The organism is Kribbella sp. NPDC050241, assembly GCF_044459685.1.
In the GTDB taxonomy this organism is placed as follows: Bacteria; Actinomycetota; Actinomycetes; order Propionibacteriales; family Kribbellaceae; genus Kribbella.
Genome location: NZ_JBITJE010000002.1, coordinates 1,008,550 through 1,033,172, shown reverse-complemented (window position 1 = coordinate 1,033,172; position 24,623 = coordinate 1,008,550). Strand labels below are relative to the sequence as shown.

General features: G+C 68.4%; 26 protein-coding genes and 1 pseudogene. 18 read left to right on the top strand and 9 right to left on the bottom strand.

All coding sequences use genetic code 11. From position 1 onward, the window contains the following. Positions 1 to 101 precede the first annotated feature (101 nt). Together ACIBG5_RS12835 and ACIBG5_RS12830 are read left to right on the top strand one after the other, a co-directional pair. Positions 102 to 746: a class I SAM-dependent methyltransferase gene (locus ACIBG5_RS12835; protein WP_396391703.1), complete on the top strand. Its 645-nt coding sequence runs from the start codon at positions 102 to 104 to the stop codon at positions 744 to 746. Next, positions 746 to 1,633, top strand: coding sequence for an alpha/beta hydrolase (locus tag ACIBG5_RS12830; protein WP_396391702.1), 888 nt, complete (start codon positions 746 to 748; stop codon positions 1,631 to 1,633). Before ACIBG5_RS12835 ends, ACIBG5_RS12830 begins: the two co-directional genes overlap by 1 nt. A 3-nt stretch (positions 1,634 to 1,636) precedes the next feature. Here the strand turns inward: ACIBG5_RS12830 and ACIBG5_RS12825 are convergent, their stop codons facing one another. Next, positions 1,637 to 2,014, bottom strand: a complete 378-nt coding sequence (locus tag ACIBG5_RS12825; RefSeq protein WP_396391701.1) for a hypothetical protein — start codon at positions 2,012 to 2,014, stop codon at positions 1,637 to 1,639. 97 nt (positions 2,015 to 2,111) lie between these two features. On the opposite strand from ACIBG5_RS12825, the gene ACIBG5_RS12820 reads away from it, so the two are divergent. Together ACIBG5_RS12820 and ACIBG5_RS12815 are read left to right on the top strand one after the other, a co-directional pair. Next, positions 2,112 to 2,711 (top strand): ClpP family protease, encoded by a 600-nt coding sequence (locus ACIBG5_RS12820; protein ID WP_396391700.1) that lies wholly within the window; start codon positions 2,112 to 2,114, stop codon positions 2,709 to 2,711. A gap of 76 nt (positions 2,712 to 2,787) precedes the next feature. Next, positions 2,788 to 3,396: a ClpP family protease gene (locus ACIBG5_RS12815; protein WP_393392748.1), complete on the top strand. Its 609-nt coding sequence runs from the start codon at positions 2,788 to 2,790 to the stop codon at positions 3,394 to 3,396. Here the strand turns inward: ACIBG5_RS12815 and ACIBG5_RS12810 are convergent. Then, positions 3,376 to 4,506, bottom strand: coding sequence for a serine hydrolase domain-containing protein (locus tag ACIBG5_RS12810; RefSeq protein ID WP_396391699.1), 1,131 nt, complete (start codon positions 4,504 to 4,506; stop codon positions 3,376 to 3,378). The two genes, ACIBG5_RS12815 and ACIBG5_RS12810, sit on opposite strands and share 21 nt — an antisense overlap. A 58-nt stretch (positions 4,507 to 4,564) precedes the next feature. Here ACIBG5_RS12810 and ACIBG5_RS12805 point away from each other — a divergent pair, with 58 nt between their 5' ends. Continuing rightward, the gene (locus tag ACIBG5_RS12805; protein WP_396391698.1) at positions 4,565 to 5,293 is read left to right on the top strand and encodes a PIG-L deacetylase family protein; all 729 of its coding nucleotides are present in this window, start codon (positions 4,565 to 4,567) and stop codon (positions 5,291 to 5,293) included. A 55-nt stretch (positions 5,294 to 5,348) separates the two neighbouring features. Further along, positions 5,349 to 6,047 (top strand): annotated as a pseudogene (locus ACIBG5_RS12800) (alpha/beta fold hydrolase); the annotation flags it as partial. 43 nt (positions 6,048 to 6,090) lie between these two features. Here the strand turns inward: ACIBG5_RS12800 and ACIBG5_RS12795 are convergent. Then, a complete protein-coding gene (locus ACIBG5_RS12795) occupies positions 6,091 to 7,413 on the bottom strand; it encodes an aminopeptidase C (protein WP_396391697.1) in 1,323 nt (440 codons plus the stop codon). A 140-nt stretch (positions 7,414 to 7,553) separates the two neighbouring features. Here ACIBG5_RS12795 and rpsR point away from each other — a divergent pair, with 140 nt between their 5' ends. After that, positions 7,554 to 7,796 (top strand): 30S ribosomal protein S18, encoded by a 243-nt coding sequence (gene rpsR / locus ACIBG5_RS12790; RefSeq protein WP_131352936.1) that lies wholly within the window; start codon positions 7,554 to 7,556, stop codon positions 7,794 to 7,796. Positions 7,797 to 7,814: 18 nt separating this feature from the next. On the opposite strand, the gene ACIBG5_RS12785 is transcribed toward rpsR, so the two are convergent. Both ACIBG5_RS12785 and ACIBG5_RS12780 read right to left on the bottom strand, forming a co-directional pair. Beyond that, on the bottom strand, positions 7,815 to 8,456 hold the full coding sequence (locus ACIBG5_RS12785) for a response regulator (RefSeq protein WP_396391696.1): 642 nt from the start codon (positions 8,454 to 8,456) through the stop codon (positions 7,815 to 7,817). Then, positions 8,453 to 10,024 (bottom strand): PspC domain-containing protein, encoded by a 1,572-nt coding sequence (locus ACIBG5_RS12780; protein ID WP_396391695.1) that lies wholly within the window; start codon positions 10,022 to 10,024, stop codon positions 8,453 to 8,455. Before ACIBG5_RS12780 ends, ACIBG5_RS12785 begins: the two co-directional genes overlap by 4 nt. Before the next feature lie 194 nt (positions 10,025 to 10,218). On the opposite strand from ACIBG5_RS12780, the gene ACIBG5_RS12775 reads away from it, so the two are divergent. From ACIBG5_RS12775 to ACIBG5_RS12735, 9 genes are all read left to right on the top strand, one after another. Next, positions 10,219 to 11,559: a PspC domain-containing protein gene (locus ACIBG5_RS12775; RefSeq protein ID WP_396391694.1), complete on the top strand. Its 1,341-nt coding sequence runs from the start codon at positions 10,219 to 10,221 to the stop codon at positions 11,557 to 11,559. Beyond that, positions 11,556 to 11,735: a hypothetical protein gene (locus ACIBG5_RS12770; RefSeq protein WP_131352940.1), complete on the top strand. Its 180-nt coding sequence runs from the start codon at positions 11,556 to 11,558 to the stop codon at positions 11,733 to 11,735. Before ACIBG5_RS12775 ends, ACIBG5_RS12770 begins: the two co-directional genes overlap by 4 nt. A gap of 238 nt (positions 11,736 to 11,973) precedes the next feature. Beyond that, complete coding sequence (locus ACIBG5_RS12765) at positions 11,974 to 12,174, top strand: cold-shock protein (protein WP_131352941.1); 201 nt, start codon at positions 11,974 to 11,976, stop codon at positions 12,172 to 12,174. Between the two features lie 121 nt (positions 12,175 to 12,295). Then, positions 12,296 to 13,450 carry an L-histidine N(alpha)-methyltransferase gene (locus tag ACIBG5_RS12760; RefSeq protein ID WP_396391693.1) on the top strand — a complete coding sequence of 385 codons (1,155 nt, stop codon included), beginning with the start codon at positions 12,296 to 12,298 and terminating at the stop codon, positions 13,448 to 13,450. Continuing rightward, entirely contained in the window at positions 13,447 to 14,022 is a 576-nt protein-coding gene (locus ACIBG5_RS12755; protein ID WP_396391692.1) for a hypothetical protein, read from the top strand. Before ACIBG5_RS12760 ends, ACIBG5_RS12755 begins: the two co-directional genes overlap by 4 nt. Before the next feature lie 115 nt (positions 14,023 to 14,137). Beyond that, positions 14,138 to 16,156: a hypothetical protein gene (locus ACIBG5_RS12750; RefSeq protein WP_396391691.1), complete on the top strand. Its 2,019-nt coding sequence runs from the start codon at positions 14,138 to 14,140 to the stop codon at positions 16,154 to 16,156. A 99-nt stretch (positions 16,157 to 16,255) separates the two neighbouring features. Next, positions 16,256 to 17,524, top strand: a complete 1,269-nt coding sequence (locus ACIBG5_RS12745; protein WP_396391690.1) for an ABC transporter substrate-binding protein — start codon at positions 16,256 to 16,258, stop codon at positions 17,522 to 17,524. Continuing rightward, positions 17,521 to 18,462 (top strand): carbohydrate ABC transporter permease, encoded by a 942-nt coding sequence (locus ACIBG5_RS12740; protein ID WP_396391689.1) that lies wholly within the window; start codon positions 17,521 to 17,523, stop codon positions 18,460 to 18,462. The genes ACIBG5_RS12745 and ACIBG5_RS12740 overlap by 4 nt, the downstream gene beginning before the upstream one ends. Then, a complete protein-coding gene (locus tag ACIBG5_RS12735; RefSeq protein WP_131352946.1) occupies positions 18,462 to 19,334 on the top strand; it encodes a carbohydrate ABC transporter permease in 873 nt (290 codons plus the stop codon). The genes ACIBG5_RS12740 and ACIBG5_RS12735 overlap by 1 nt, the downstream gene beginning before the upstream one ends. Here the strand turns inward: ACIBG5_RS12735 and ACIBG5_RS12730 are convergent. The 4 genes from ACIBG5_RS12730 to ACIBG5_RS12715 all read right to left on the bottom strand — a co-directional run bounded on the left by ACIBG5_RS12730 (position 19,324) and on the right by ACIBG5_RS12715 (position 22,405). After that, positions 19,324 to 19,815 (bottom strand): hypothetical protein, encoded by a 492-nt coding sequence (locus ACIBG5_RS12730; protein ID WP_396391688.1) that lies wholly within the window; start codon positions 19,813 to 19,815, stop codon positions 19,324 to 19,326. The two genes, ACIBG5_RS12735 and ACIBG5_RS12730, sit on opposite strands and share 11 nt — an antisense overlap. Next, a complete protein-coding gene (locus ACIBG5_RS12725) occupies positions 19,802 to 20,920 on the bottom strand; it encodes a hypothetical protein (protein WP_396391687.1) in 1,119 nt (372 codons plus the stop codon). The genes ACIBG5_RS12730 and ACIBG5_RS12725 overlap by 14 nt, the downstream gene beginning before the upstream one ends. A 16-nt stretch (positions 20,921 to 20,936) precedes the next feature. Further along, positions 20,937 to 21,347, bottom strand: coding sequence for a hypothetical protein (locus ACIBG5_RS12720; RefSeq protein WP_396391686.1), 411 nt, complete (start codon positions 21,345 to 21,347; stop codon positions 20,937 to 20,939). Positions 21,348 to 21,430: 83 nt separating this feature from the next. Next, complete coding sequence (locus ACIBG5_RS12715; RefSeq protein WP_396391685.1) at positions 21,431 to 22,405, bottom strand: LLM class flavin-dependent oxidoreductase; 975 nt, start codon at positions 22,403 to 22,405, stop codon at positions 21,431 to 21,433. A gap of 97 nt (positions 22,406 to 22,502) precedes the next feature. On the opposite strand from ACIBG5_RS12715, the gene ACIBG5_RS12710 reads away from it, so the two are divergent. After that, complete coding sequence (locus ACIBG5_RS12710; protein WP_396391684.1) at positions 22,503 to 23,618, top strand: mandelate racemase/muconate lactonizing enzyme family protein; 1,116 nt, start codon at positions 22,503 to 22,505, stop codon at positions 23,616 to 23,618. An 8-nt stretch (positions 23,619 to 23,626) separates the two neighbouring features. Next, positions 23,627 to 24,589, top strand: a complete 963-nt coding sequence (locus tag ACIBG5_RS12705; RefSeq protein ID WP_396391683.1) for a dihydrodipicolinate synthase family protein — start codon at positions 23,627 to 23,629, stop codon at positions 24,587 to 24,589. Positions 24,590 to 24,623 lie beyond the last annotated feature (34 nt).

Genomic DNA, 24,623 nt, shown 5'->3' with positions numbered 1-24,623 from the left:
ACACCTTAGGCGCTCCCGCCGACAGTTACCGAACGCCGGTTCGAATCGGGTGTCGGCGTTGTGGTTGACAGCACCCCACGGATGGGCCTTGGGTGGCATCGATGAGTGAGCGGGGGTCGCATCCGGTGTTCGCGCGGATCTACGCGCGCGTCCGTCCGGGCCTCGACGAGCACGGCGTGGCGGGGCACCGCAAGCGCCTGCTGGACGGACTGGCCGGCGAGATCGTCGAGATCGGTGCGGGCGACGGCGGGAACTTCGCCCACTACCCGGCCGAGGTGACGCGCGTGATCGCCGTCGAGCCGGAGCCGTATCTGCGCTCGAAAGCCGAACGGCAGGCCGCGCTCGCACGCGTCCGCGTCGAGGTCGTGAACGGTACGGCGGAACGCCTGCCGCTCGCGGACGGTTCGGTCGACGCCGTGGTGACTTCGCTGGTGTTGTGCTCGGTCCCGGACCAGGCGGTCGCGCTGGCGGAGGCCTTCCGCGCGCTGCGTCCGGGCGGCGAACTCCGCTTCTACGAGCACGTCGCCGCCGCACCCGGCCGGATGGAGACCGTCCAGAAGGTCCTCGACGCGACCATCTATCCGCGGGTGTCGGGCGGCTGCCATCTGCATCGGGACACGGCTGCCGCCATCGCCACCGCAGGCTTCACCATCACCGAGCTCGACCACTTCAAGTTCCCGCCCACAGGTTCCAACCCGGCCGCCCCGCACATCCTCGGCCGCGCCGTCCGCCCGGAGGACTCCTGATGCAGAGCGCTGAAGCCCGGTACACCGCACTGGTCGATCAGGTCGAGGTGCTCTACAACGACGAGCAGTTCAGTACGGCGCTCGGCCTGATGGAGGCCGAGAGCGGCGGACTGGACGAGTGGACCGCAGAGCTGGCCCACCTCAAAGCCTGTCTGTACGGCGCTTCCGGAGATGCGGACTCGGCACTGCGGACTCTCCAGGCGGCGAGCGCCGCAGGGGCATGGTGGCAGCCGTCGATCCTGACCGATGACGACGATCTGACCGCGCTTCAGGAGCGACCTGAGTTCCAGGAGTTGGTCGCGGTGTCGAGTGAGCGGGTCGCGGACGACCCGCTACCTCCTCTCGTCGTGCTGCCCGCCGGGCCGGCTGTTGGTGTGGTGGTGGCGTTGCACGGTGCGGGACTGCGGGCGACGCACTCGGCGCAGGACTGGGCTGGAGTGCTCGAGCTCGGCTACGGGCTGGTGTGCGTGGAGTCGTCGCAGCGGATGTCGCCGATGTACCGGACCTGGCCCGATCGGGAGCATGCCGCCGACGACATCGCCCGAGCGCTCGACCAGTTGCCTGCCGAGCTGAACGGCGTACCGGTGATCGCGGCGGGCTTCTCCGCCGGCGGGCGCGCTGCCCTCGACTGGGCGCTGACCGCACACCCGGTCAAGGTCTCCGGTGCGGTCCTGGTGGCTCCCGCCATTCGCGAGCTCCCGGCCACTTCGGCCGGGACGTTGTCTCCGGCAACGATTCTGATCGGCACCGACGACGACCTGCTCGAGGTGGTCGACGGGGCCGCCGTGCGGCTGACCTCGTTCGGCTTCACGATCGAGCGCTTACCCGGCCTGGCTCACACCGTCCCCATCGACTTCTCGAGCCGGTTGGAGAAGATTCTCAGCTGACGGTCAGGACAGCTGGCGGGTCAGGTGGAGTTCCACCGGGATGGCAGCGCCCAGCCACAGCATCTTGGCGGTGTGGTCGTCGCACGAGGTGACGCGCAGGCCGGGGACGCCTTCGATCGTGCCCTCGTAGTCCTTGGCGGCGAGGTGGGCGACGACGTGGGCGAGCTCGGGGCCGTCCAGCCACTCGACCCGGGCCAGGTTGTGGCGCGCCTGCCACATGTCGACCCAACCGGCCGGATCCTCGCCGAACAGCGTCGTACGCAGGATGTCCGAGACCGCGCCGAGCAAGGTGGCGGACGGGGTGGCCATCAGTTCCAGCAGGAGGCGTTCCTGATCGGACAGGTCGTCGGCCACCAGGATCGCGTTGTCGCCCAGATTCACCCGCAGGAGCCTGCCACAGGAACAGCTTTGCTCTGAGCAGACTTGCCGTCAGCAGAAAAACTGGGGTGGGCCGGTTCGGCCGGTCAGTGTTGAGGGCATGGCTGAAGACAACAAACCTCCGCTGTTCAACGAGACCACGCGGCAACGGCTGCTCGCGCAGCGGATCGTCGTCCTGGACGGGCAGCTCGACGACGACAACGGGACGCTGCTGGCGACCCAGATGCTGACGCTTGCGGCCGAGGACCCGAAGACCGACATCGCCTTGTGGATCCACTCCCTCGGCGGCTCGGTGCCGTCGATGCTGGCGATCCGGGACGTGATGCGGCTGGTGCCGTGCGATGTATCGACGCTGGCGATCGGGCTGGCCTGCAGCGCCGGGCAGTTCCTGCTGTCGGCCGGTACGCCGGGCAAGCGCTACGCACTGCGTCACGCGCGGGTCCTGATGCACCAGGGCTCGGCCGGGATCGGCGGGTCCGCGGTGGAGATCGAGATCCAGGCCAACGACCTGCGGCACATCCGCGACACGGTCCTGGCACTGATCGCCGAGGACACCGGGCAGTCGTTCGACACCGTGCACGAGGACTCGCTGCACGACCACTGGTACACCGCCGAACAGGCCCGCACGTACGGCTTCATCGACCACATCGTCGAGACCTTCGACCAAGTCATGCCCCAAGCAAAGGCGGCCGCCGCATGAACGAACGGAGTGAGTTCATCATCAAGCACAGCGCATCTCGTGTCTCATCCGCGCCCGGAGCGAAGCGAGGACGTGGATGAGCACCTACACGATTCCCAATGTCATCGCTCAGCATCCGCGGGGCGAGCGGATCATGGACGTCTACTCGCACCTGCTCAGCGAACGCATCATCTATCTCGGTACAGCGATCGACGCGGGCGTGGCGAACGCGCTGATCGCGCAACTGCTGCACCTCGAGGCGGACAAGCCCGACCAGGAGATCAACCTCTACATCAACTGCGAGGGTGGCGACATGACCGCGATGCTCGCGATCTACGACACCATGCAGTACATCCAGGCGCCGATCTCGACATTGTGCGTCGGGCAGGCGATCGCGGCCGGCGCGGTCCTGCTGGCCGCCGGCGAGCAGGGGCGCCGGGCTCTCCTGCCGCACGCCCGCGTGGTCCTGCATCAGCCGGCCGCCCGCGGTCAGGGCACCATCCCGGACCTGATCCTGCAGGCTGACGAGGTGGTCCGGGTCCGCGGACAGGTGGAGTCGATCCTGGCCGAGCACACCGGTCAATCGATCGAGCGGCTGCGGCACGACACCGACCGGGACCACGTGCTGACGGCCCAGGAGGCCAAGGAGTACGGCATCGTCGACCAGGTGATCCAGCACCGGGTGTCACTGGCCGCCTTCGCCTGAGGCTGCGGTCCCGCGCGAGGTGAGGTCAGCGGCGGCGAGGACCGCGTCGGCGACAGCGGCATGGTGAGCCATGTCGACCTTCGGGCGCCCGAGCCGGTCGGTCAGGTACGCGTAAGCGATCCGCCGGTCCGGGTCCGCCCAGCCGACACAGCAGTTGCTGCCGTTGTGCCCGAACGCACGCGGGCTGCTCGTCGTGCCGAGCGACGAGATGGCGTCCGGCAGGAACCGCGGACCGCCGAGCTGGAAACCCTGCGACCACCGGATCGGCGCCCGCACGGTCCGGTCCAGCTCACCCTCGCTGGTCGGCTCCACGGCCACGGCCAGTGACTCGGGCCGCAGCACCCGCCCGGCCGGACCGACTCCGCCGTTCAACAGGGCCCGGTAGAACACAGTCAGATCCCGTGCGGTGGTGGAGATCCCCGCCGCCGGTACGACGGCCTCACGGGTACTGCGCCGGTTCAGGACCGACTGGATGAACGGACCGGCCGGTCCGGACACCCGGACCGGGACGTGCCGGTGCCACTGGTCGGCGGGCAGCCCGAAATAGGTGTCGGTGACGCCCAGTGGTTCGAGGACGAAGCGCCGTACCAGCTCGTCGATGGGGAGACCGCTGCACCGGTGTGCGACCTCGCCGAGGATGAAGCCGAAGGCCAGCGGACTGTAGGCGACGGTGCCGAGCGGCCAGCGGGGTCCGGCTTCCTCGATCCGCTCCAGCGAGCGGTCCCAGTCCGCCATCGAGCGCACGTCTCCGAGGTACGACTTGCCCACGGTCAGGCCGGAGCGGTGCTGCAGCACCTGGCGGACCGTGATGTCGCGCTTGCCGTTGTGCGCGAACCCGGGCCAGTACGCCGCCACCGCATCGTCCAGGTGGAGACGCCGGGACTCGACCAGCTGGTGGATCACGACGGCGATGTACGGCTTGCCGGCCGAGAACAGCCAGAACAGCGCGTCGGGTGGACAGCCGAACGACAGGTCGACGGCCACCCGGCCGTCCCTGACCACACACAGCTGCGCGACCCCGGGACGGCTCCGGACCAGCTGGATCGCCTCACCCAGCCGATCGGCGTCCAGACCGGCGTCGCGCGGTTCGCAGTCGCCGCCGAAATCCATCGCCTTCACCTCCCCCTGTCAACCAGCTTGCCGCGCAGGACAAGTTAGGGTCGATCAGGTGAGCGTGCCTGAGGGGAATCCGCGTCCGGACAACGAGATCGAGCGGGTGCTGGTGGTGGTCGCCCATCCGGACGACATCGACTTCGGCGGCGCCGGCACGGTGGCGCTGTGGACCAAGGCCGGCATCGAGGTGCAGTACTGCATCGTCACCGACGGCCAGGCGGGCGGCTTCGAACCGGATCGGGACCGTGCCGAGATTCCCGCCGTACGACGGGCCGAGCAGACCGCCGCCGCGCAGCACGTCGGCGTCCGGGACCTGCACTTCCTCGGCTACACCGACGGCGCGGTCGAGCCGACACTCGAGCTGGTCCGCGACATCAGCCGGGTGATCCGCCAGGTCCGTCCACAGCGCCTGCTCACCCAGTCACCGGAGCGGGTGTGGTCGCGCCTGCAGGTCTCGCACCCCGACCACCTGGCCGCGGCGGAGGCCACGGTCCGGGCGTTCTACCCGGCCGCCGGCAACCCGTACGCGTACGCGGACGTGGCCGAGGAAGCCTGGGACGTCGACGAGCTCTGGATGATGGACCACCCGGAGATCAACCACTACGTCGACATCACCGACACCTTCGACCAGAAGCTGGCGGCGTTGATGTCACACACCAGCCAGCACCGCGACCCCGAGGGCCTCCGCACCGGAATCCGGGCGCACTTCGCCCAGGTCGCCACCGGCGCGGGCATGCCACCGAACCACTACGCCGAGGACTTCACGGTCATCCGGCTGCGCTAGGGCGACACGACCTAATTGCTTTGCGGGCACGTCGGCGAGGAGACAGGGTGCGGGCATGACGATCAATCATTGGGTGGTTGGAGAGGGGCCCGCGGTGCTGTTTGTGCACGCGGGCGTGGCGGATGCGCGGATGTGGGCGCGGCAGGTCGAAGAGCTGCGCCAGGACCACCGGGTGATCACGGTGGATCTGCGCGGGTACGGCGAGACTCCGCTCGAGGTGGGCGCGAAGTACTCCGACGCCGGGGATCTGCTCGCGGTGCTCGACGAGGTCGGCGCCGAGTCGGTGGCCGCGATCGGATCGTCGTACGGCGGGTACGTCGTGCAGCAGGCGGCGAGCCGGCAGCCGGGGCGGTTCAATCGGCTGGTGCTGCTCTGTGCACCGACGGATGACGTGCAGCCGACGGACGACCTGCGCGCGGTGTGGGCCGAGGAGAACGAGCTGATCGAGGCCGGCGACGTCGACGGCGCCACGGACCTGATGGTGCGGAGCTGGATCGGGCCGGACGCGGACGACGACGCGCGGGAACTGCTCCGGGCGATGCAGAAGCGGGCGTACGAGCTTCAGCTCGCGGCGGGTGACGTCGAGAACGAGGAGTACGCCGTCGAGCCGGACAAGCTGGCCATGCCGGTGCGGTTGATCACCGGTGCGCACGACTTCCAGTTCTTCGCGGACTGCGCGACGTACCTGGCCGAGCGGCTGCCGAACGTCGAGCGGATCGACCTGCCGTGGGCCGGGCACCTGCCGACGCTGGAGCGCCCCGGCGAGGCCGGGGGCGCTCATCAGCTGACGGCCTACCTCAGTCGGCCAGGGCGCCCATCGGGTCCCAGGCCGGGAGCACGATCGGCTCGTCGTCGAGACGCGCCTGCAGCTCGGCCGGCAGGGCGGAGCGGCGGACCGCGATCTCGAAGACGTGCTCGGCGTACCACGAGTCGTTCATGGTCCAGAAGCCGCTGTCGGCCTTCTCGTCGCCCCAGCTGTTCTCGACCCGCCAGCGGCGCGGCTTGCCGTCGACCACGTCGACACCGGTGAACAGCATCGCGTGCGTCATCAGCGTCTCGTGGTGCACCAGCCGCTCGGCCTTGTCGAGCGAGAACTCGGTGTCGTAGACGGAGCCGTAGTCGTACAGCTTGGCGTCCCAGAAGCCCAGGTCGCCGCTCATCTGCTTGCCGACGTCGCAACCGAACCAGACCGGCTCACCGCCGACGATCGCGTCCTGGGTGAGCTGCTTCATCAGGTCGATGTCGACGTTCAGGTACACCACCGGCGGCGCGTCGATGACGTTGCCGAGGTAGTCGACCGTGAAGGTCTTGCCGACCGGGCTGGACTCGCGCGGGTCGTGCACCAGGCAGACGTAGTCGTCGACCGGCAGTTGCACGTACGCCGCGGCGAACTCGGCCGGCGTGGTCCAGCCGTCACGGTGGAAGCCCTTGTCGCTGTCCTTCCACTGCCAGAGGAACTTCTGCGGCGGCGTACCGAGGTGGATGCTCAGCACCCGGTGGACGGTGGTCAGGATCTCCTGCTTGCGGTCCCGCTGCGCCTCCTGGCCGTCCAGCGCCCGCAGGTCGCGCGCACCCTGGCGCAGCAGCTTGCGGAGCATGTCGTTCATCTGCGCGGTCGCCGACGAGCTCTCGGTCTCCGGCATCGCCGTCTTCGGCACCAGGCCGTGCTTGCGGACCAGCGCGACGAACATGTTCCACTGGCCGCCGTCGCCGATCGGGTCGGACAGCAGGTGCGCGACGGTCCGGTCGTCGGCGTCCCGCCCGGCGGTCTCGATGATCGCCTCGAGGAAGAAGTTCGAGCGCTCGAACTTGTCCCAGAACAGGACGTAGTTCTGCGAGAACTCGAAGTCCTTGACGCCCAGCTTGCCGGCCGCGCCGACGCGGAGCAGGTTGAGTCCGGCGAACAGCCAGCAACGGCCGCTCTTCTTCTGGTTGGTCACCTTCCAGTCGTCCAGCAGGTTCGACACCGAATGGTCGATCGAGGTGACGACCTGGCGGTCGAGGGCGATGGTATTGACCGGCGTCTGCGTGACGGCGTTCTGCATCACCCGGTACTGCGGGTTCGATGCGAACTCCTTCTCGAAGAGCGCGAGCTGTTCGGCTGTGAGATTCCGCTCCATAGTTGTCGACGGTATAACAGCGACCAAGCCGGTAGCGCCTCCGCCGGGGTGGCGAATCAATGCCCTGTCCAAAACCCGCCACCGGCGAGGCCTTGCGTTATGCTAAATGAAAACGACATTCAAATAAAGGAGGACAGCAGATGCCCCGACGTCCGGCCCCGACCGGCAAGCGCAAGCCGAAGCAGAATCCGCTCGACCGCGACGGCATCACCTACATCGACTACAAGGACACGGCGCTGCTGCGCAAGTTCATCTCCGACCGCGGCAAGATCCGCTCCCGCCGCGTCACCGGCCTGTCGGTGCAGCAGCAGAAGCAGGTCGCCCGCGCGATCAAGAACGCCCGGGAGATGGCGCTCCTCCCCTACACGTCGGCCAACCGATAGGGCAGTTGCCAGCGGCAATCAGACCAGGCGGCGGTCGGTGGCCCAGCGGGTCAGCTCATGGCGGTTGGACAACTGCAGCTTGCGCAGGACCGAGGAGACGTGCGTCTCGACCGTCTTCACCGAGATGAAGAGCTCCTTGGCGACTTCCTTGTAGGCGTAGCCGCGGGCGATCAGGCGCAGTACCTCGCGCTCGCGCTGGGACAGGCGGTCCAGGTCCTCGTCGACCGAGGCGATGTCGATCGCTCCGGAGAACGCGTCCAGGACGAAGCCGGCCAGCCGCGGTGAGAAGACCGCGTCACCGTCGGCGACCCGGTTGATCGCGTCGACCAGTTCGGTCCCGCTGATGTTCTTCGTGACGTATCCGCGGGCGCCGGCCCGGATCACGCCGATCACGTCCTCGGCCGCGTCCGACACCGACAGCGCGAGAAACTTGACCTCCGGATGCCGCTGGTGCACCTGCTTCATCACCTCGGTGCCACCGCCACCGGGCAGGTGGACGTCGAGCAGCACGACGTCCGGCTCGTTCCCGACGATCGCCTTCACAGCGGTGTCGACGTCGGATCCCTCCCCGACGATGTCGACCGAGGTGCCGATCTCGCTGCGCACCCCGGCCCTGAACATGTCGTGATCGTCGACGACGACAACGCGCCTGCTGCTCATCTGTCCATCTCCAGTCGCACTTCGGTGCCTGTCTCCGGATCGGACCGCACCGTTGCGCGGCCGCCGTGCCGTTCCATCCTGCCCATCACACTGTGCCGCAGGCCGAGCCGGTCGTCCGGCACGCCGTCGACGTCGAACCCTTTGCCGCGGTCCCGGACGAACATCTCCGCCCGGTCGCCGTCCACCTCGACGAACACGTCGATCTTGGCCGCACCGGAGTGCTTGGCCGCGTTCACCATCGACTCCCGGGCGGCCCGGACCATCGCCGACAACCCTTCGGTCATGTCGCAGTCGCCGACCGTGACCACCTCGACCGGAACCCCGTGCGAATCCTCGACCTCGGCGGCGGCCCGCTTGGCGGCTCCCGCCAGCGTCTGGTCGGTCTTGTCGTCCTCGTCGTACAGCCAGGACCGCAGTTCACGCTCCTGCGACCGCGCCAGGGTGGCGACGGCGCGCGGGTCGTTCGCCTGCTTCTGGATCAGCGCCAGCGTCTGCAGCACCGAGTCGTGCAGGTGCGCGGCCATGTCGGCGCGTTCCTGGGAGCGGATCCGCTCGGACCGCTCGGTGTTCAGGTCACGGGTCAGCCGGTGCACCCACGGCCCGGCGATGACGCCGATACCGACGACCGCGAGCAGCAACGCGATCAGTACGTCGCCGACCATCGAGAGCCGGCCGTTCTGCACCAGGAACACGGTCACCGCGGTCCCGAGCAGGATGACGCCGATGCCGATCCGGATCAGCGACTTCCAGCCGCCCTTGCCGAGCAGGATGCCGAGGAACGAGAAGCGCCCGTAGTCCCGGGTCCAGGCGGCCTTCTGGCTCTCGTCGGCCTGCCGCCAGATCAGCGCCAGACCGGTGACGGCGAACACCAGCGGCCAGAACATCTTCCCGGCGATTCCGAGCCCGGCCACCTGCAACAGCAGCAGCAGCCCGACACCGATCGCGACCAGGGCCGTCACCTGGCTCTTGCTCTTCTCCCGCCGCCGCGCCTTGGCCTCGGTGACCGGGGGCGGTGCCTCGTCGGACCGCAGTCCGCTTCGGGTGTGCGCGGCCAGCCCCGGCGCCGCCGGCATCCCCGGGGGCGCCAGCGGCATCAGGAACCACAGCGCGGCGTAGATCAGGACGCCGAACCCACCGAACACAGTGGTGGCGATGAGCACGAGGCGTACGACGGTGTCCGACACGCCGAGGTGGTCCGCGATCCCACCGGCCACACCGGCGATGATCCGTCCCTCGGTACGGCGGTAGGCCCGGCGTACCGGTGGCGCATCCGGCGTCGGGCGGGTCTGCTGGCCTGCTCCGGCGTACGCGGCTCCCGTGGGACCGGAGTACGGGCCCTGGCCGGAGTACGGCGGGCCGGCGTACGGCGGGATCTGTCCGGCGTAGGCGGCGTACGGGCCTTGGTACTGTCCAGGTCCTTGCGGGCCCCAGCCCTTGTACTGCCACTGGCCGTCGTTCTGCTGGCCCTGTCCCGGTCCCTGTCCCTGTCCCGGCGCAGGCGTCGGCTCGGGTGGGGTCCCGGAAGTGGAGGACCCGCCCGACGGCGCGGCTGCGGCTGGATGACTCATCCCCACGATCGTCACACGCCGGAAGGGCCGGCACCAGCAGGCTTGTCCCGGGCCGGCTCCTCAGAGGCGGTCCGCCAGGCTCAGGGTCGGCTCGGGGAGAACCCCGAACCGGTGCTCGACTCCTGGCGACTCCGGGGGTGCTCAGGGGGTATCCCCGATGTTGTACCGCCGCCGAGCGAGCCAGTATCGATGACATGGAGCAGAACTCGAGCGGGCCCGGTGGGTTCGACCGCAGCCGCCTGCAGGACGTGCAGACGTGGCAGCGTAGCCGGTCGGACCGGATGGTGGCCGGTGTCTGCGGCGGGATCGGCCGCGCGCTGAACATCGACCCGGTGCTGATCCGCGTGGTGATGGCGGTGCTCATCATCAGCGGACCGGGGATCATCTTCTACATCGCCGCCTGGGTGCTGATGCCCGACGAGGGCAGCCAGCGCTCCGCGGCCCAGGGCCTGCTCGGCGACCGGATCCGGCCGGACCACCCGTGGCTGTGGCCTGTCATCATCGGCGTCTGTGTGTTCGTCGCCATCGCGATGATGTCGTCGTTCAACATCGGCCGGTTCGTCCCCGGGCCGCTGATCGTGCTCGCCGTGATCTGGCTGGTCGCGCGGCACCGCCGGAGGGATCGGCGTGGCCGGCGCGCAGGCTGGGCCGGTCCCGGAACGCAGTGGCAGGGCGGCCAGCCCGCCGCACCGCGTCCGCAGGACTCCACTGCGGCGAACCAGCAGCCGACCGGCACCTCGGCGTACATGGCACCCCAGAACGGCCCGTCAGCTCCCCCGACGGGTCCGTCGTCCTCGGCCACACAGAGACCCCAGGACCGCACCGTCGAACCGGTCCAGGCTGTGTGGACCGAGGACGACCCCCTCGGCCTGTACGTCGACGAGCCGCCGGCCGGACCGCCGTCGGAGCCGGCCCGGTCCGCGAAGGCCGAGCCACCCGCCAAGGGAATGCGCGGGGTCAAGTCGATCATCGTCGTGCTGACCGGTATCGCGATCGCGATCGCCGCGGCCGCCGGTGCCTCGACCGCCACGATGCTGATCATCGGCCTGATCACGCTGGGCGGCGGCATGCTGGTCGGTGGCTTCGTCGGCAAGACCGTCGCGCTGCTGCCGCTGGGCATCCTGCTCGCCGTCGGCGCGATCGTCAGCACCGTGTTCACGGAGGTGCCGCGCAACTTCGCCGACACCAACTACGTCGCGCCGACCGGTGAGAAGATCGGGGCGACCGGGCAGTCGTACACCTTCGACGCCGGATCGGTGCACCTGGACCTGACCAAGGCCACCTTCGCACCGGGTGCGAAGGTAGAGGTGCACGGTGGCGTCGGCGAGGTTGTGGTGAAACTGCCCGAGACCGTTGACATCGACGGCAACCTGGCCGCCAAGATGGGTGACGTGACCTGGCTGAACGAGCACCACGGCGGCCGGAACGCGGAGCTGAACATCAGGGACCTGGGACCCGACGACAAGGCCGGGCCGCAGCAGGTCACCCTCGACCTCGACCTCAAGGTCGGCAGCATCACAGTGGAGCGCGGATGAGGAAGACGAAGCCGGATGTCCCGGGCGTCATCGCGGGCACCATTCTGTCCGGCGGCGCCACCGTCTGGATGCTGACCGACAACGGCGTCCTGCAGACCGACGACCTCGGCCTGACCGCGGCCCTCCTGCTCGTCGCCGCCGGCGTCATCGGCCTCGCCGCCTCCCACCGCGGCTGAATTCGATCGACCGCCGTCGCGACGGTCCCCCACCGCGGGACGGTACGCCGACCGACGCGGCAACCGGATGGTGTTCGTTGCCGGTGGCATCTTGCTGGCCGGATGGTGCGTGTTCGCCCTGACCGCGTCCCCCCCGGGGCCGGGGGCTCGGTTAGGCTTGTGGACCGCTCATCGGCTTCGGCCGGGGCGAGTACCCGAGGGGCCTGGGTGAAGCGGGCCCCGTTGTCAAGGAGTTCCGATGGTGCGCGGCACCGTGAAGTGGTTCAACGCCGACAAGGGTTATGGCTTCCTTGCCGTCGACGGACAGGACGACGTCTTCGTCCACTGGAGCAAGATCGTCTCCGACGGCTACAAGACGCTGGAGGACGGTCAGCAGGTCGACTTCCAGATCGTCGACGGGCCGAAGGGTCGCGAGGCCGACACGGTCACTCCGGTCTGACCACGCGAAGGACCGACCGCGCAAAGCTGTTGCCCCCGGCCACGCCGTTCCCCGGTTTCCGGACTGCACCGGGAGTCGTCAACCGATAACCTGACCACCTCACCTTGGGAGGGTCAGAGACGTGACAGAGCCGGTACCCGTCATCCGCAGGCTCGAGCAGGCGCTGGCCGACGACGACTTCGCCTGGTCGCTGCTGCTGGTCGGCGAGGACCAGACCGACAAGCTGGCCACGCTGACCGGCGACCTGCGCGGACCGTACTCGACGACGGGCGACGGCAAGCAGATCACCTCGGGCTTCTCCTACTGGGGTATCGGTCCGACGATCGCGTGGGCGAACGCGACCAACGACCCGTTCTACCTGGTGATGAAGGCCGGCGCGGAGTCGTTCCTGCGGCACTGGCGCAAGGTCCGCCCGCACGTCGAGAACGGCGGCTTCCATCTGGTCAGCCTCGGCGTCGGCACCGGTGTGAAGGACCGCACGATCCTCGGCGACATGCGCCGGCAGAACCGGGGCATGTACTACATCCCGGTCGACATGAGCTCGGAGATGCTCCGGATGGGCACGCTGGAGTCGGTCCGCGGCGTCCGCTTCCCGATGTCGCAGGTGCTGCCGGTGCAGCTCGACTTCTCGATCGACGACAACATGAGCGAGCTGGCCCAGATGCTGGCGCGGCTGGTCGGCAAGGACCCGCTGCTGTACACGCTGACCGGCAACACGCTGGCGAACTTCGAGAGCGACGAGGACCTGCTCCGCACCATCACCCGGGGCCTGCGCCCGCAGGACCGGCTGCTGCTCGAGGTGGCCAGCACGAGCAGCCTGGATCAGGACGCCGCCAAGGCGGCAGCCGACGAGTACCACCAGACCCGGGCGTTCGCCGAGTTCGTCACCAGCGCCCTGCGGTACAACACCGACCTGAAGATCGACAACGACCGGATCGACTTCCGCGGTGAGGTGGAGACCGACGACGCCCTGCGGGTGAAGATCGTCTGGCAGAACAACACCGGCGAACCGATCGTGATGGGTCTGCCCGACCACACCGAGGTGGTGCTGGACCCCGAGGACACGATCCTGCTGTACACCACCCGCAAGTTCTCCACCGAGCGGCTGAAGCGACTCACCGCCGCCTGTGACCTGACGCCGATGGAGCACGCGCACTCCGGTTTCCGGCACACCCGCCGGCCGAGCCCGTTCGGCCTCGATCTGCTGCTGCTCGCTCCGGGCACCGTCGAAGGCCCGGCCGTCACCACCCTCGCCGACGACATCTGGTCGACATGATCTCTGCCAGTGCGCGGCGGACGGCGGTCACCGCACTGAGCTACGGACTGCTGGGCCTCGCGTTCTCCCTTGGGGTGATCTGGTTCTTCTGGCCGGAGAACTCCCGGTGGGAGCCGGCGGTGAACTCGCTGACCCTGGTCGCCGGGCTGACCGGTATCTTCGTCGAGCGCCTGACCGCCGAGGCTGAACGTCGTACCGAAGTACTCCGGGCTGTCGCGGACGAACTGGAGGAGAACACGCGGCTCCTGAACGACGAGCGGTTCTCGCCGGCGACGCCGACGACCCGGCAGGTGTACCCGCGGCTCGTGGTGTCCGCCGTGGACCTCGCGCTCGTCTCGGGAGCTCTCGGGTTGCACCGCGACTCGGAGCTGGTCGGCCTGCTGCACCGGTGGCGCGACACCGTGAACCTGTTCAACCGGCGGCTCGATCTCACCGAGATCAGCACGTTCTCGAACAGCATCTCGTCCGAGGAACTGGCCGCCTTCCATCGGGCCCTGCACAGGGAGAACAGCTACTTCGCCGCCACTCGGGAGAAGCTCGAGACCCTGCTCACCCGGCTGCCCGCCTCTTAACGGCCGAGGCCGTAAACAGACCGTCCGCATTTGGCCCGAGCGGTTGACTTGGCCACATTCCCAGGGCTTCACTTTCGGACAGGACCGTAAATACGGCACCCCGGAGGCCCCTCGCATGCGATCAGCCCGCTCGCTCATCGCGGTGGCACTTGCCGCCGTACTCGTGACGACCCTGACCACTCCCGCCCAGGCGAACCACACACCACCGACAGGCAAGCTTGTGTCACTCGGTATCCCGCTGTCCGACGTACTCCTGATCGGGGGCACCGTCGCCCCCGGCCCGAACGGCAAGACCGCGATCTGGAACGTGTCCACCGGCAGTCCGGCGTACCTGAACGCCGTCGACCCGGCCACCGGCGAGAGCCTGCTGTCCGCGGCACTGCCCGGCGCCGACGGCAGCTACGCGGTCGCCGCGACCCCGGACGGGACGATCTATGTCGGCACGTACAACAACGGCCACCTCTATCGTCTGCGTCCCGGCTCCGGGAGCACGGTCGAGGACCTCGGCCGCCCGATCGCCTCCGAGACGTTCATCTGGCGGATCACCACTGACGAGCAGGGCAATGTGTACGGCGGCACGTTCCCGAACGGCAAGGTGTTCCGGTACGACGACCAGACCGGCGCCGTCCGCGACTACGGCCAGCTGAAGGCCGGCCAGCCGTACGTCAAGAGCATCGACTACGCCGACGGCAAGATCTACACCGGCTCGCTGCCCGACGCGCACATCATGGAGCTCGACGTCGCCAGCGGAGCGATCACCGAACTGCCGTCGCCGCCGGGGCTCGGCGACCCGGCCGACAAGGTCGTGTACGACCTGAACGCCCGCGGGGGCCGCGTGTACGCCCGGATCAGTACCGCCTTCCCCGGCCCGCTGTACGTCTGGGACATCGCCTCCCGCACCTGGGTGGACGAGATCCCGAACGCGCACGGCCTGGACATCTCCCCCGTCGGCGCGAACGGCGAGATCTACCTGATCCAGGCCAGTGAGCTGAAGAAGTACGACCCGGCGACCAAGACACTGACCGGGACCGGCCTGACCTTCACCGGCCGGATCCAGAACGCCCGCGCGATCGGGTACGCCGACCTCGACCTGCCCGACTACCCGGGCACGAGCGTCGTCGGCACGCTCTGGCGCGGCGAGGAGTTCCGGTACAACCCGCAGACCGGCAAGTCGGAGATCTTCGAGACCAAGGTCCGCCGCGAGCCGATCGAGATCCTGTCCGTCGCCGGCGGCGAGTCCAAGGTGTACGCCGGTGGGTTCCTGAACGGCGGCGTCTCCGTCGTCGACCCGGCCACCGGCGAAGCGGCGTACAACAGGTTCTCCCAGACCGAGGCGCTGATGGAGGGCTCCGACGGCAAGCTGTGGATCGGCGCCTACCCGGAGGCCCGGCTGTACTCGTACGACCAGACGCAGCCCTGGAGCAGCCCGGAGTACTCCCCCGGACCGCCCGGTACGCCGGACAACCCGACGTTGGCGGTCAATCTGCACTCCGAGCTGCAGACTCGCGCCCGCGCCCTGGCCGAGGTGAACGGCAAGATCGCGGTCGGCACCGTCCCCGACGGTGACCGGCTCGGTGGCGTGCTGGCCATCTTCGACCCGAAGACCGGGACCACCCAGTCCTTCCGCAACGTGGTCCAGGACGAGAGCATCTTCGGCCTGACCGCCCGCCGCGGCATCGTCTACGGCGGTACGTCGATCGTCGGCGGACTGTCCACCACCCCGCCCACCCGCGACGCGGGCACCGTGTTCGCCTGGGACGCGGCCAGGTCCCGCAAGCTGTGGGAGACCGTGCCGGTGCCCGGTGCGGCCACGGTCTCGTCGGTCACCATCGGCCCGGACGGGCTGCTGTACGGCGTGGCCGGCAAGACCGCGTTCGCGGTGGACCCCCGAGACGGCAAGCTGGTCAGGTCCTTCACGCTCGGGACCACCACGTCCAGCGGCGACATCGTCGCCACCAACGAGGCGGTGTACGTGAGCATCGACCTCAACAAGGTCTACCGGATCGCGCCGGGGAACAAGCAGACCCCGACGCTGTTCGTCGAGCACGCCCACCGGCGGCTCGGGGTCCGGGGAGATCACCAGCTGCTGCTCACCAGCGGCTCCGAGCTGTTCCGAGTTGATATCAGCCGTTGACAGCCGAAATTCGACCCAGCTACTTTCGGTCCTGACCGTTATTCGGCGATCTACTTTCCGGCCCTGACTTCCGGACACCCTGGGGGTGCGATGTCTTCCATGCTTCACACGACCGTCCGCCGCATCGCGGCACCACTCACGGCGCTCGTACTCGCCGCCGCACTCTCCTCGTGCGGCGGCGACTCGGGCTCGTCGTCGACCGAGACCAAGAGCATCACGCTCTGGATGTACCCGGTGATCGGCGACCAGGCGGCCAGCGACGCCTACTGGCAGAAGGTCGAGAAGGACTTCGAGGCCGCCAACTCCGGCATCGACCTGAAGCTGGAGATGCAGCCGTGGGCGAACCGGGAGGAGAAGCTCGCGGCGGCGTTCTCCGGCAAGAAGGGCCCGGACGTCCTGCTGATGATCCCCGACCAGATCCCGCAGTACGTCACCAACGGCTCGCTCGAGCCGGTCGACGACGTGGTGACGCCGGACAAGGACAAGTTCCTGCCGGCCGCGATCCCGGGCCTGAGCGTCGAGGGCAAGGTGTACGGCGCACCGATCTACCACACCGTCACCTCGACGATGTACAACAAGACGATCCTGACCAAGGCCGGGATCACCACGCCGCCGGAGACCTGGGACGAGATCAAGGCCGCGGCGCCGAAGATCAAGGCGGCCGGGTTCTCCACGCTGGACTACTCCGCCTCGCCGGAGGCGTCGCTGAACCTGAACTTCTACCCGCTGCTGTGGCAGGCCGGCGGCAAGGTGTTCGCCGACGACGGCAAGTCCGTCGCCTTCAACCAGGCTCCGGGCCTGGAGGCGCTGACCTTCCTGAAGTCCCTGTGGGACGAGGGCGGCATCCCGAAGAGCGCCCTGAGCAACGGGAACATCGTCGCCGACTCACCGCTGGGCAAGGGCCAGGTGGCGATGGCCTTCACCAGCACGCCGGCCGACGCGGGCACCGTGGCGAAGACGTGGGGTGCGGCGAACATCGAGATCGGTACGCCGCTGACCGGTCAGAAGCAGGTCGGCTTCGGTCTGCCCGGCGGGCTCGTACTGAACGCCGCCTCGGAGAACAAGGACGCCGCGAAGAAGTTCATGTCGTTCATGATCCAGCCGCCGCAACTGGAGGCGCTCAGCAAGGCGTCCGGGTTCTACACCCCGCGCACCGATGTGAAGGCGCCGGCCGCGGACGCGACCGCGGCGAAGTTCGCCGACGCGCTACAGTACGCCTTCCCGGGTGAACCGAACCCGGCCGCCCGGCAGGTGAACTCGCTGCTCGGCGTCGAGATCCAGGCCGTACTGACCGGCAAGAAGCAGCCGCAGCAGGCGCTCGACGACGCCGCCAAGCAGGCCAACGACCTCCTGTCGAGACAGCGTTGACCGTCACCCAGCAGGTACGGGACGGCTCCCGCCGCCGCTCCGTCTTCTCCCGGTCCGGGCCGCCCGCAGGGCGGCGCGGACCGGGGCGGCGCCCTTGGGTCGGACTGCTGTTCGTGGCCCCGATGCTGGCGTTGTTCCTGGTGTTCCGGTTCCTGCCGGTGGTCGGCGCTTTCCTGCTCTCGCTCACCGACTACCGGCTCAGCGGCCGCTGGACTTTCGTTGCCGTGGACAACTACACGCGGCTGCTCCAGGACGACCTGTTCCGGCAGAGCCTGGTGGTCACACTCACCTACACGGTGATCTTCGTCCCGCTCACCGTGCTGCTGTCGCTGGGCACCGCGATCATGTTGCAGCAGGTGGTCTGGAACCGCGGCTTCTTCCGCAGCGTGTTCTTCCTGCCGTACGTGACCAGCATCGTGCTGGCCGCGGTGATCTGGAAGTGGATCTACGACGCCCAGGACGGCCTGCTGAACGCGGTCCTCGGGCTGGTGTCGGTCGGGCCGGTGGACTTCCTCGGCCAGTCCGGATCGGTACTGCCGTCCATCGCGGTGACGTCGGCCTGGAAGGGCTTCGGCTACTCGATGCTGATCCTGCTGGCCGGGCTCCAGGCGGTGCCGAAGTCGTACCTCGAGGCAGCCATGATCGATGGCGCCGGCAGCTGGCAGCGGTTCCGCTACATCACGCTGCCGCAGCTGCGCCCGGTGCTGTTCTTCGTGCTGGTGATCGAGACCATCGGCGCGTTCCAGGTCTTCGACGCGATGTACGTGATGACCGGCGGTGGACCGGTCCGCTCCAGCTACTCGCTCGTCTACCTGCTCTACGACAGCGGATTCAAGTACTTCGACTTCGGCTACGCCAGTGCGATCGGACTGGTGCTGTTCCTGATCGTGCTCATCGTCTCGCTCGTACAGCGACGGCTCGTCGGGAGGGACGACTGATGGTGAACCTGCTCGAACGACCCAAGGTCCAGGACCGGACCGAGTCGCCGCGGGTCGACCGTCGCCCGGTCGCCCGGCTCACCCTGCCGACCCTGCTGGCACTGACCGCGATCGTCACCGTCGTGCCGTTCGCGGCCATGGTCCTGGTCGCGTTCGCGCCGCCGAGCGGCCGGACGTTCCCGGACGCGCTCAACCCGGCCAACTTCACGTTCGAGAACTTCGAGCGGGTGCTGTCCAGCTCGGACATCCCGCGCTGGACGGTCAACTCGCTGCTGTACTCGCTGGTGTCGGTGGTCTGCGTGCTGCTGTTCGCCTCGATGGCCGGCTACGCCTTCGCGAAGAAGCGGTTCCCCGGCCGGGACATCATGTTCTGGGCCTTCCTGGCCACCCTGATGGTGCCGTTCCAGGCGACGCTGATCCCGTCGTACATCCTGGTCTCGCGACTGGACTGGGTGGACAGCTTCTGGGGTCTGATCGTGCCCACGCTGGCGAACTCGCAGGCGGTGTTCCTGCTGCGGCAGTTCATCAGCCAGTTGCCGGACGAACTGTTCGAGGCGGCCGAGATCGACGGTGCGCCGGAGTGGCGGATCTTCACCCAGATCGTGCTGCCGCTGATCCGGCCCGCGCTGGCGACGCTCGGCATCTTCGTGTTCCTGTGGCACTGGAACGACTTCCTCTGGCCGCTGGTGATCGGTCAGTCCGCGGAGATGCAGACACTCACCGTCGGCCTGGCGACACTGCAGACGCAGGCGGTGCCGATCAACCAGGTGATGGCCGGCGCGACCATCACCGTCGTACCGAGCCTGCTCGTGTTCGGCCTGCTGCAGCGCTACCTGACCGACAGCATCGCGATGTCCGGGCTCAAGGGCTGACCTCCGGCCCGCTCTCCCGGATGACGCGCATCTCGTCGCCGTGGACGGTCAGCGCCCAGATGACCAGGATGTCGACCGCGATCATGATCATCGACCAGATCGGGTACGCCGCGAGGAACGCCACGTTGACCATGACGCTGACCACCGCCACGACCACGCCGACGATACGTCCCCACAACCGGCCGTTCAGCAGCCCGATCCCGGCTGCGATGACGACCAGCCCCAGGAACAGGTGGATCCAGCCCCAGCCCGTGTAGTTGAGGTGGATGGTGAGACCGCGTCTACCGACCAGGAAGTAGTCGTCCTCGAACAGCGCGATGAAACCCTGGAACGCGTGGAACATGCCGAGCACGATCATCATCACGCCGGCGAACAGGATCCAGCCGACCCACCGGCTCGGCCATTCCGGAACCTCGACCTCACCCGGCGCCGGCGGTTGCCGGTGCCTCGCCGAGGTGGGGTTGGCATCAGTCTCCGACATCGTGACCTCCTACTCGTGGTGGTGGGGGCTCCACGGCCTCCGGATGGGCGGCGCGGTAGTCGGCGACCGGGTGGTACCGGTCGTAGAGCATGGTCAGGATGCTCACCAGGAAGACGAAGAAGAGGGTGTCGCTCAGCCGCAGATCGCCGTTCCCGCGCCGCAGCAGCACTTCGGCGACGACGACCAGTCCGACGTTGACCGCGAAGACGACGGCGAAGGAGATCACCGCGGAGTCCCACCCGTAGCCCCGCTGGGCCGACCAGAGCCCGATCGCGGAGTTCAGGATGACGAAGACGGCGATGCCGGAGAACAGCCGGAAATCGCTCGTCTCGACGCCCGGCAGGACCCGTCCGTAGATGACGCTGATCAGGCCGATCAGGAAGATCTTCTCGACCGACGCCAGGTCGAACACCTTGCGGTGCGCGGCCTGGTACGCGGCCCGCTCGCCGGCCTCGTCGATCTCGACCGGCAGCGGGTCGGCCGCCAGTCGCAGTGGCCAGTCGGCCGGACTGAGCCGGGGCCGGACCACGAACCACAGGACCGCGGCGAGGGCGAGGATCGCCACCACCAGGACCGGCAGGAACCATGGGACGTCCCGGATGGTGTCGGTCAGGTCCAGCTGGGCGATGTGGATCCAGTACTCCTGCGGCAGCTTGATGAAGATCCAGATCCCACCGGCCACCAGCACCCAGAACCGGAACGAGTAGCGCAGCGGATTGCGCCGGGCGCGGACCATCTCGTAGGCGATGAAGAAGTACTCGAACGTGTTCGGGAACACCATCAGCAGGAATCGGGCGCCGCTGAGTTCAAAGGCCACCACGCCGACCTGCCGGTAGAAGAACAGGAACCGGCTGACCTTGACCGCCGCATGGTTGGTCCAGTTGCGCAGGCTGGCCAGATAGGCGACGGCCAGATAGAACACGTCCATCGCCTTGTCGTAGCTCTGGTAGTTCGGCGGGTCGAAGCCGAAGGTCTGGAAGATGGTCTGGTCGACGCCGTCCAGCAACAAGCAGGCGACGATCGCGGGCAGCGGGTAGCGCGGGATGAGCAGCGGCAGGAGGAACCGCGCCAGCACCACCGTCCAGAAGACAACGTCGACGCTCATGTCCGCAGGGACCCGGTCAGGTGTTGATCATTCTCGGCCGGGTCAGGGCCCAGATCACCCAGACGTCGAGGGCGATCAGCAGCAACGACCACACCGGCGCGTAGGGAATGAAGAAGAAGTTGTCGATCGCGCTCAGGATCGCGAGGACCAGCGCTGTCACCCCGGCCCAGGTGGCCCGGTAGAACAGCCCGAAGCCCGCCACCACCATGAGCAGGCCGAGGAGCAGGTGGATCCAGCCCCAGGCCGTCGTGTCGAGGTGGAAGGCGTACCCCTGGGCGGTCACGAAGTACCGGTCGTCGATGATCGCGGCGAGCCCGACGATCACCTGGAACGCGCCGAGCAGGACCATCATGGTCGCAGCGAACATGACACCGGTCATGGCGAACACGGACTGCTGTCGCCGGTCGTTGGTCTCTTCCTGGGTCATCTGCGCCCACCCCTCAGTGGTCGGCCACCCCGAATGGGTGCCGAGTGCTCATCGAGACTAAGCGCGCACAGGCGGTCAAAGGATCATCCGACTTGGGTGATGTCCCCGAACGCTTCGATCGAGCGGAGTACGTCGGCCTGCGGCATGCCGGGCGGCTGGATCCGCAGGATGATGCCGTCGGCACCCATCTCCTCGTAGTGCGCCAGTCGCTCGGCGCACTCGGCCGGGGATCCGATCACGCTGCGTGCGGCGATGTCGTCCCAGCCCTGCGTGTAGCGGCTCACGTCCGTCGAGGTGCGCTTCCAACCGGTGTAGGCGTCGTACAGGTCGCGCAGCGGCTCCTCCAGCGCCTGCCGGGCGTCCTGCGAGGTCGGGGCGCAGAAACCCTCCCGGCAGAGGATCACCTCGGCATCGAGCGTGCCCTCGCCGCGCGGGTACGACAGGTACTCGGCGATCTTGTCCGGCAGGTCGGAGTCCAGTTCGTTGAACGACGTGGTCCAGCCGTCGCACATCCGCGCGGTCCGCTCGAGGACGGCGGACACCCGGCCGCCGTTCCACAGCCGCGGCCGCGGGCTCTGCACCGGACGTGGCGAGAGGTATGCCTCCTGGATGCTGGTGAACTTGCCGTCGTACGAGACCTCGTCCTCGGTCCAGAGCCGGGTGACGATCTCCAGGCACTCCTCGAACCGCGCGACCCGCTCCGGCTGGGTCACGCCGTACAGGGCGAACTCCTCCGGCCGGTAGCCGAGCACGAAGCCCGCGGTGACGCGGCCGCCGGACAGTACGTCGAGGTGCGCGAGTGTCTCGGCCAGGACGACGGGGTGGTAGAGCGGGGCAACGATCCCCGCGGTGGCGATCCCGATCCGCTCGGTCTTCGCCGCCAGCCAGGTCAGCGAGCTGAGGATCTCGTGGTACCCGGGCCGGTGCAGGTGCCGTTCCCCGAGCACGATCCACTCGAACCCGGCCTGCTCGGCCAGCCGCGCCTGCTCCACCGCGTCCGCCAGCAAGGGCCGCTCGCCGGGGGTGCCGTAGAGGTTCAGATAGAGACCCAGCCGCATCGGGGGTGCCACCTTCCGTTGACAGAGAGCGCTCGCGGTATTTACGGTCTTGACCGTAAATGCTTTCGCGTCAGATTGCGACCCTTAGGAGCCGGAATTGAGTGTTGCATCGCATCCGGTCGGGGTGCCCGCCGGGACCGGCTCGGGGCCGATCAGCGCGATCAAGACCCGAGTGGTGAGCGCGCGGTACCGACGGCCGTTCCGGATCAGCAGCGGGACCAGCACGGAACTGGTCAGCCTGGTCGTCGAGGTGCACACCTCCGACGGTGCCGTCGGCATCGGTGAGACCTCCCCGATGACGGCGTACACCGGGGAGACGCTGGCCGGGGTCACCGCCGCGATCGAGGAACATCTCGCCCCGGCTCTGATCGGCCACGACCCGCTCGACCGGGCCGGGGCGCATGTGGTGATGGACACAGTCCTGCGCGGTCAGCAGGTGGCCAAGTCCGGCCTCGACATCGCGCTCTTCGACCTGGCCGGCCGGATCAGTGGCTGGCCGGTGCACACGCTACTCGGCGGCAGCGTCCGGGACCGTGTGCAGACGACCTGGGTGGTCGGGCTGGGCACGCTGGACGAGATGGCGGCCGAGGCCGCCGAGTACTCCGCCAAGGGCTTCAGCCACCTGAAGGTCAAGGGCGGCCACGTACCGGCCGACGACCTGGAACTGATCCGCGCGGTCCGCTCTGTCATCCCCGCCGACGCTGAGCTGTGTCTCGACGCCAACGAGGGGTACGACGCGACCGCGCTGCCGTACCTGGCGAAGATGGCGGACGCCGGTATGACACTGCTGGAGCAGCCGCTGCCGCGCTGGGACCTGGACGGCCTGGTCCGGCTGCGGGAGCGCCTCGACGTTCGGCTGATGGTCGACGAGAGCATGCACTCGCTGCACGACGCTCTCGAGATCGCGCGGCGTGGTGCGGCCGACGTACTGAACATCAAGATCCTCAAGGTCGGCGGACTGCACCGCGCCCTGCAGATCGCCAACGTGGCCGAGGCTGCCGGGCTGGCGGTGAAGGTAGGCTCCATGCCGGAGCTGGGCGTGGCCACACTGGCGGCGGTTCACCTGGCCGCCGCCGTACCGGGTGCCACTGTCGCGGCCGATCTGGTCGGTCCGCTGATGGTGCACGAGGATCCACTCGCTCCGACCGTCTTCGCCGACTGTGACGGCTGGATCGACGTACCCAAGCGACCAGGCCTCGGCCACGACGTCTGAGAGGTCCCATGCACGCACTCGTCTCACGGCTCCGCGGCACGCTGCTTCCCGCAGTCGTCACTCCGATGTCCACCGAGGGTGTCGTCGCGTACGACGTACTGGCCTCGTACGCCGGTGCTCTCGCTGCTCAGCCCATCGGCGGGCTGGCCGTCTGGGCTCACACCGGGCGAGGGCTCTATCTGACGGCAGCCGACCGGTCCAAGGTGCTGGAGACCTGGCGACAGGCCACGGACCTCCCGATCGTCGCGGGGGTCGGCGTACCCAGGTCTGAATCGGCTCAGAGCCTGCAGGAGGCTTCCGACGCGACTGTGGCGATGGCACAGCAGGCGGCGGCGGGCGGAGCCGATGCGGTGATGGTCTACCCGCTGGCTGCTCTCGGGGACCTGCCGGACGGGCATGCGCAGGCAGTGGCACTGCACGAGCGCGTGGCGGCCGAGAGTGGGCTGCCGCTGGTCGGCTTCTACCTGCACGGGGAGGCGGGCGGGTACCCGTACTCGCCTGAACTGATCCGCGACCTGCTGAGCCTGGACTCCATGCTCGGGGTCAAGACGGCCACTCTGGACCGCGCCATCGGCTGCCAGGACGCCATCTGGGCCGGGCGCGGCACTGGCAAGCTCCTGATCACTGGCGAGGACCGGATGTACGGCCCGTCGTTCATGTGGGGCGCTGACACGGCCCTGGTCGGGATCGCCGCGGCTCAGGTCGAGCTGTCGGCCGCCGTACTGCGGACTTGGACGTCAGGCGACCACAGCGGCTTTCTGACGGCCTCCGAACGGCTGGACCGCTTCGCTGCGGCGACCTTCTACGCACCTATCGAGGGCTACGTGCAGCGGATGCTCTGGGCGGCCGTGTGGGAGGGCCTGATTCCGGAGGACGCGGCCCATGACCCCTACGGGCCGGAACTGCCGGCGAGTGAGCGCGACCTGGTGATCCGCTGCATCGAGGAACTCAGCCACTATCCTGCGATTTAAGGGCCAGACCAGAAGTCTTCGAAGGAGTGCCGTG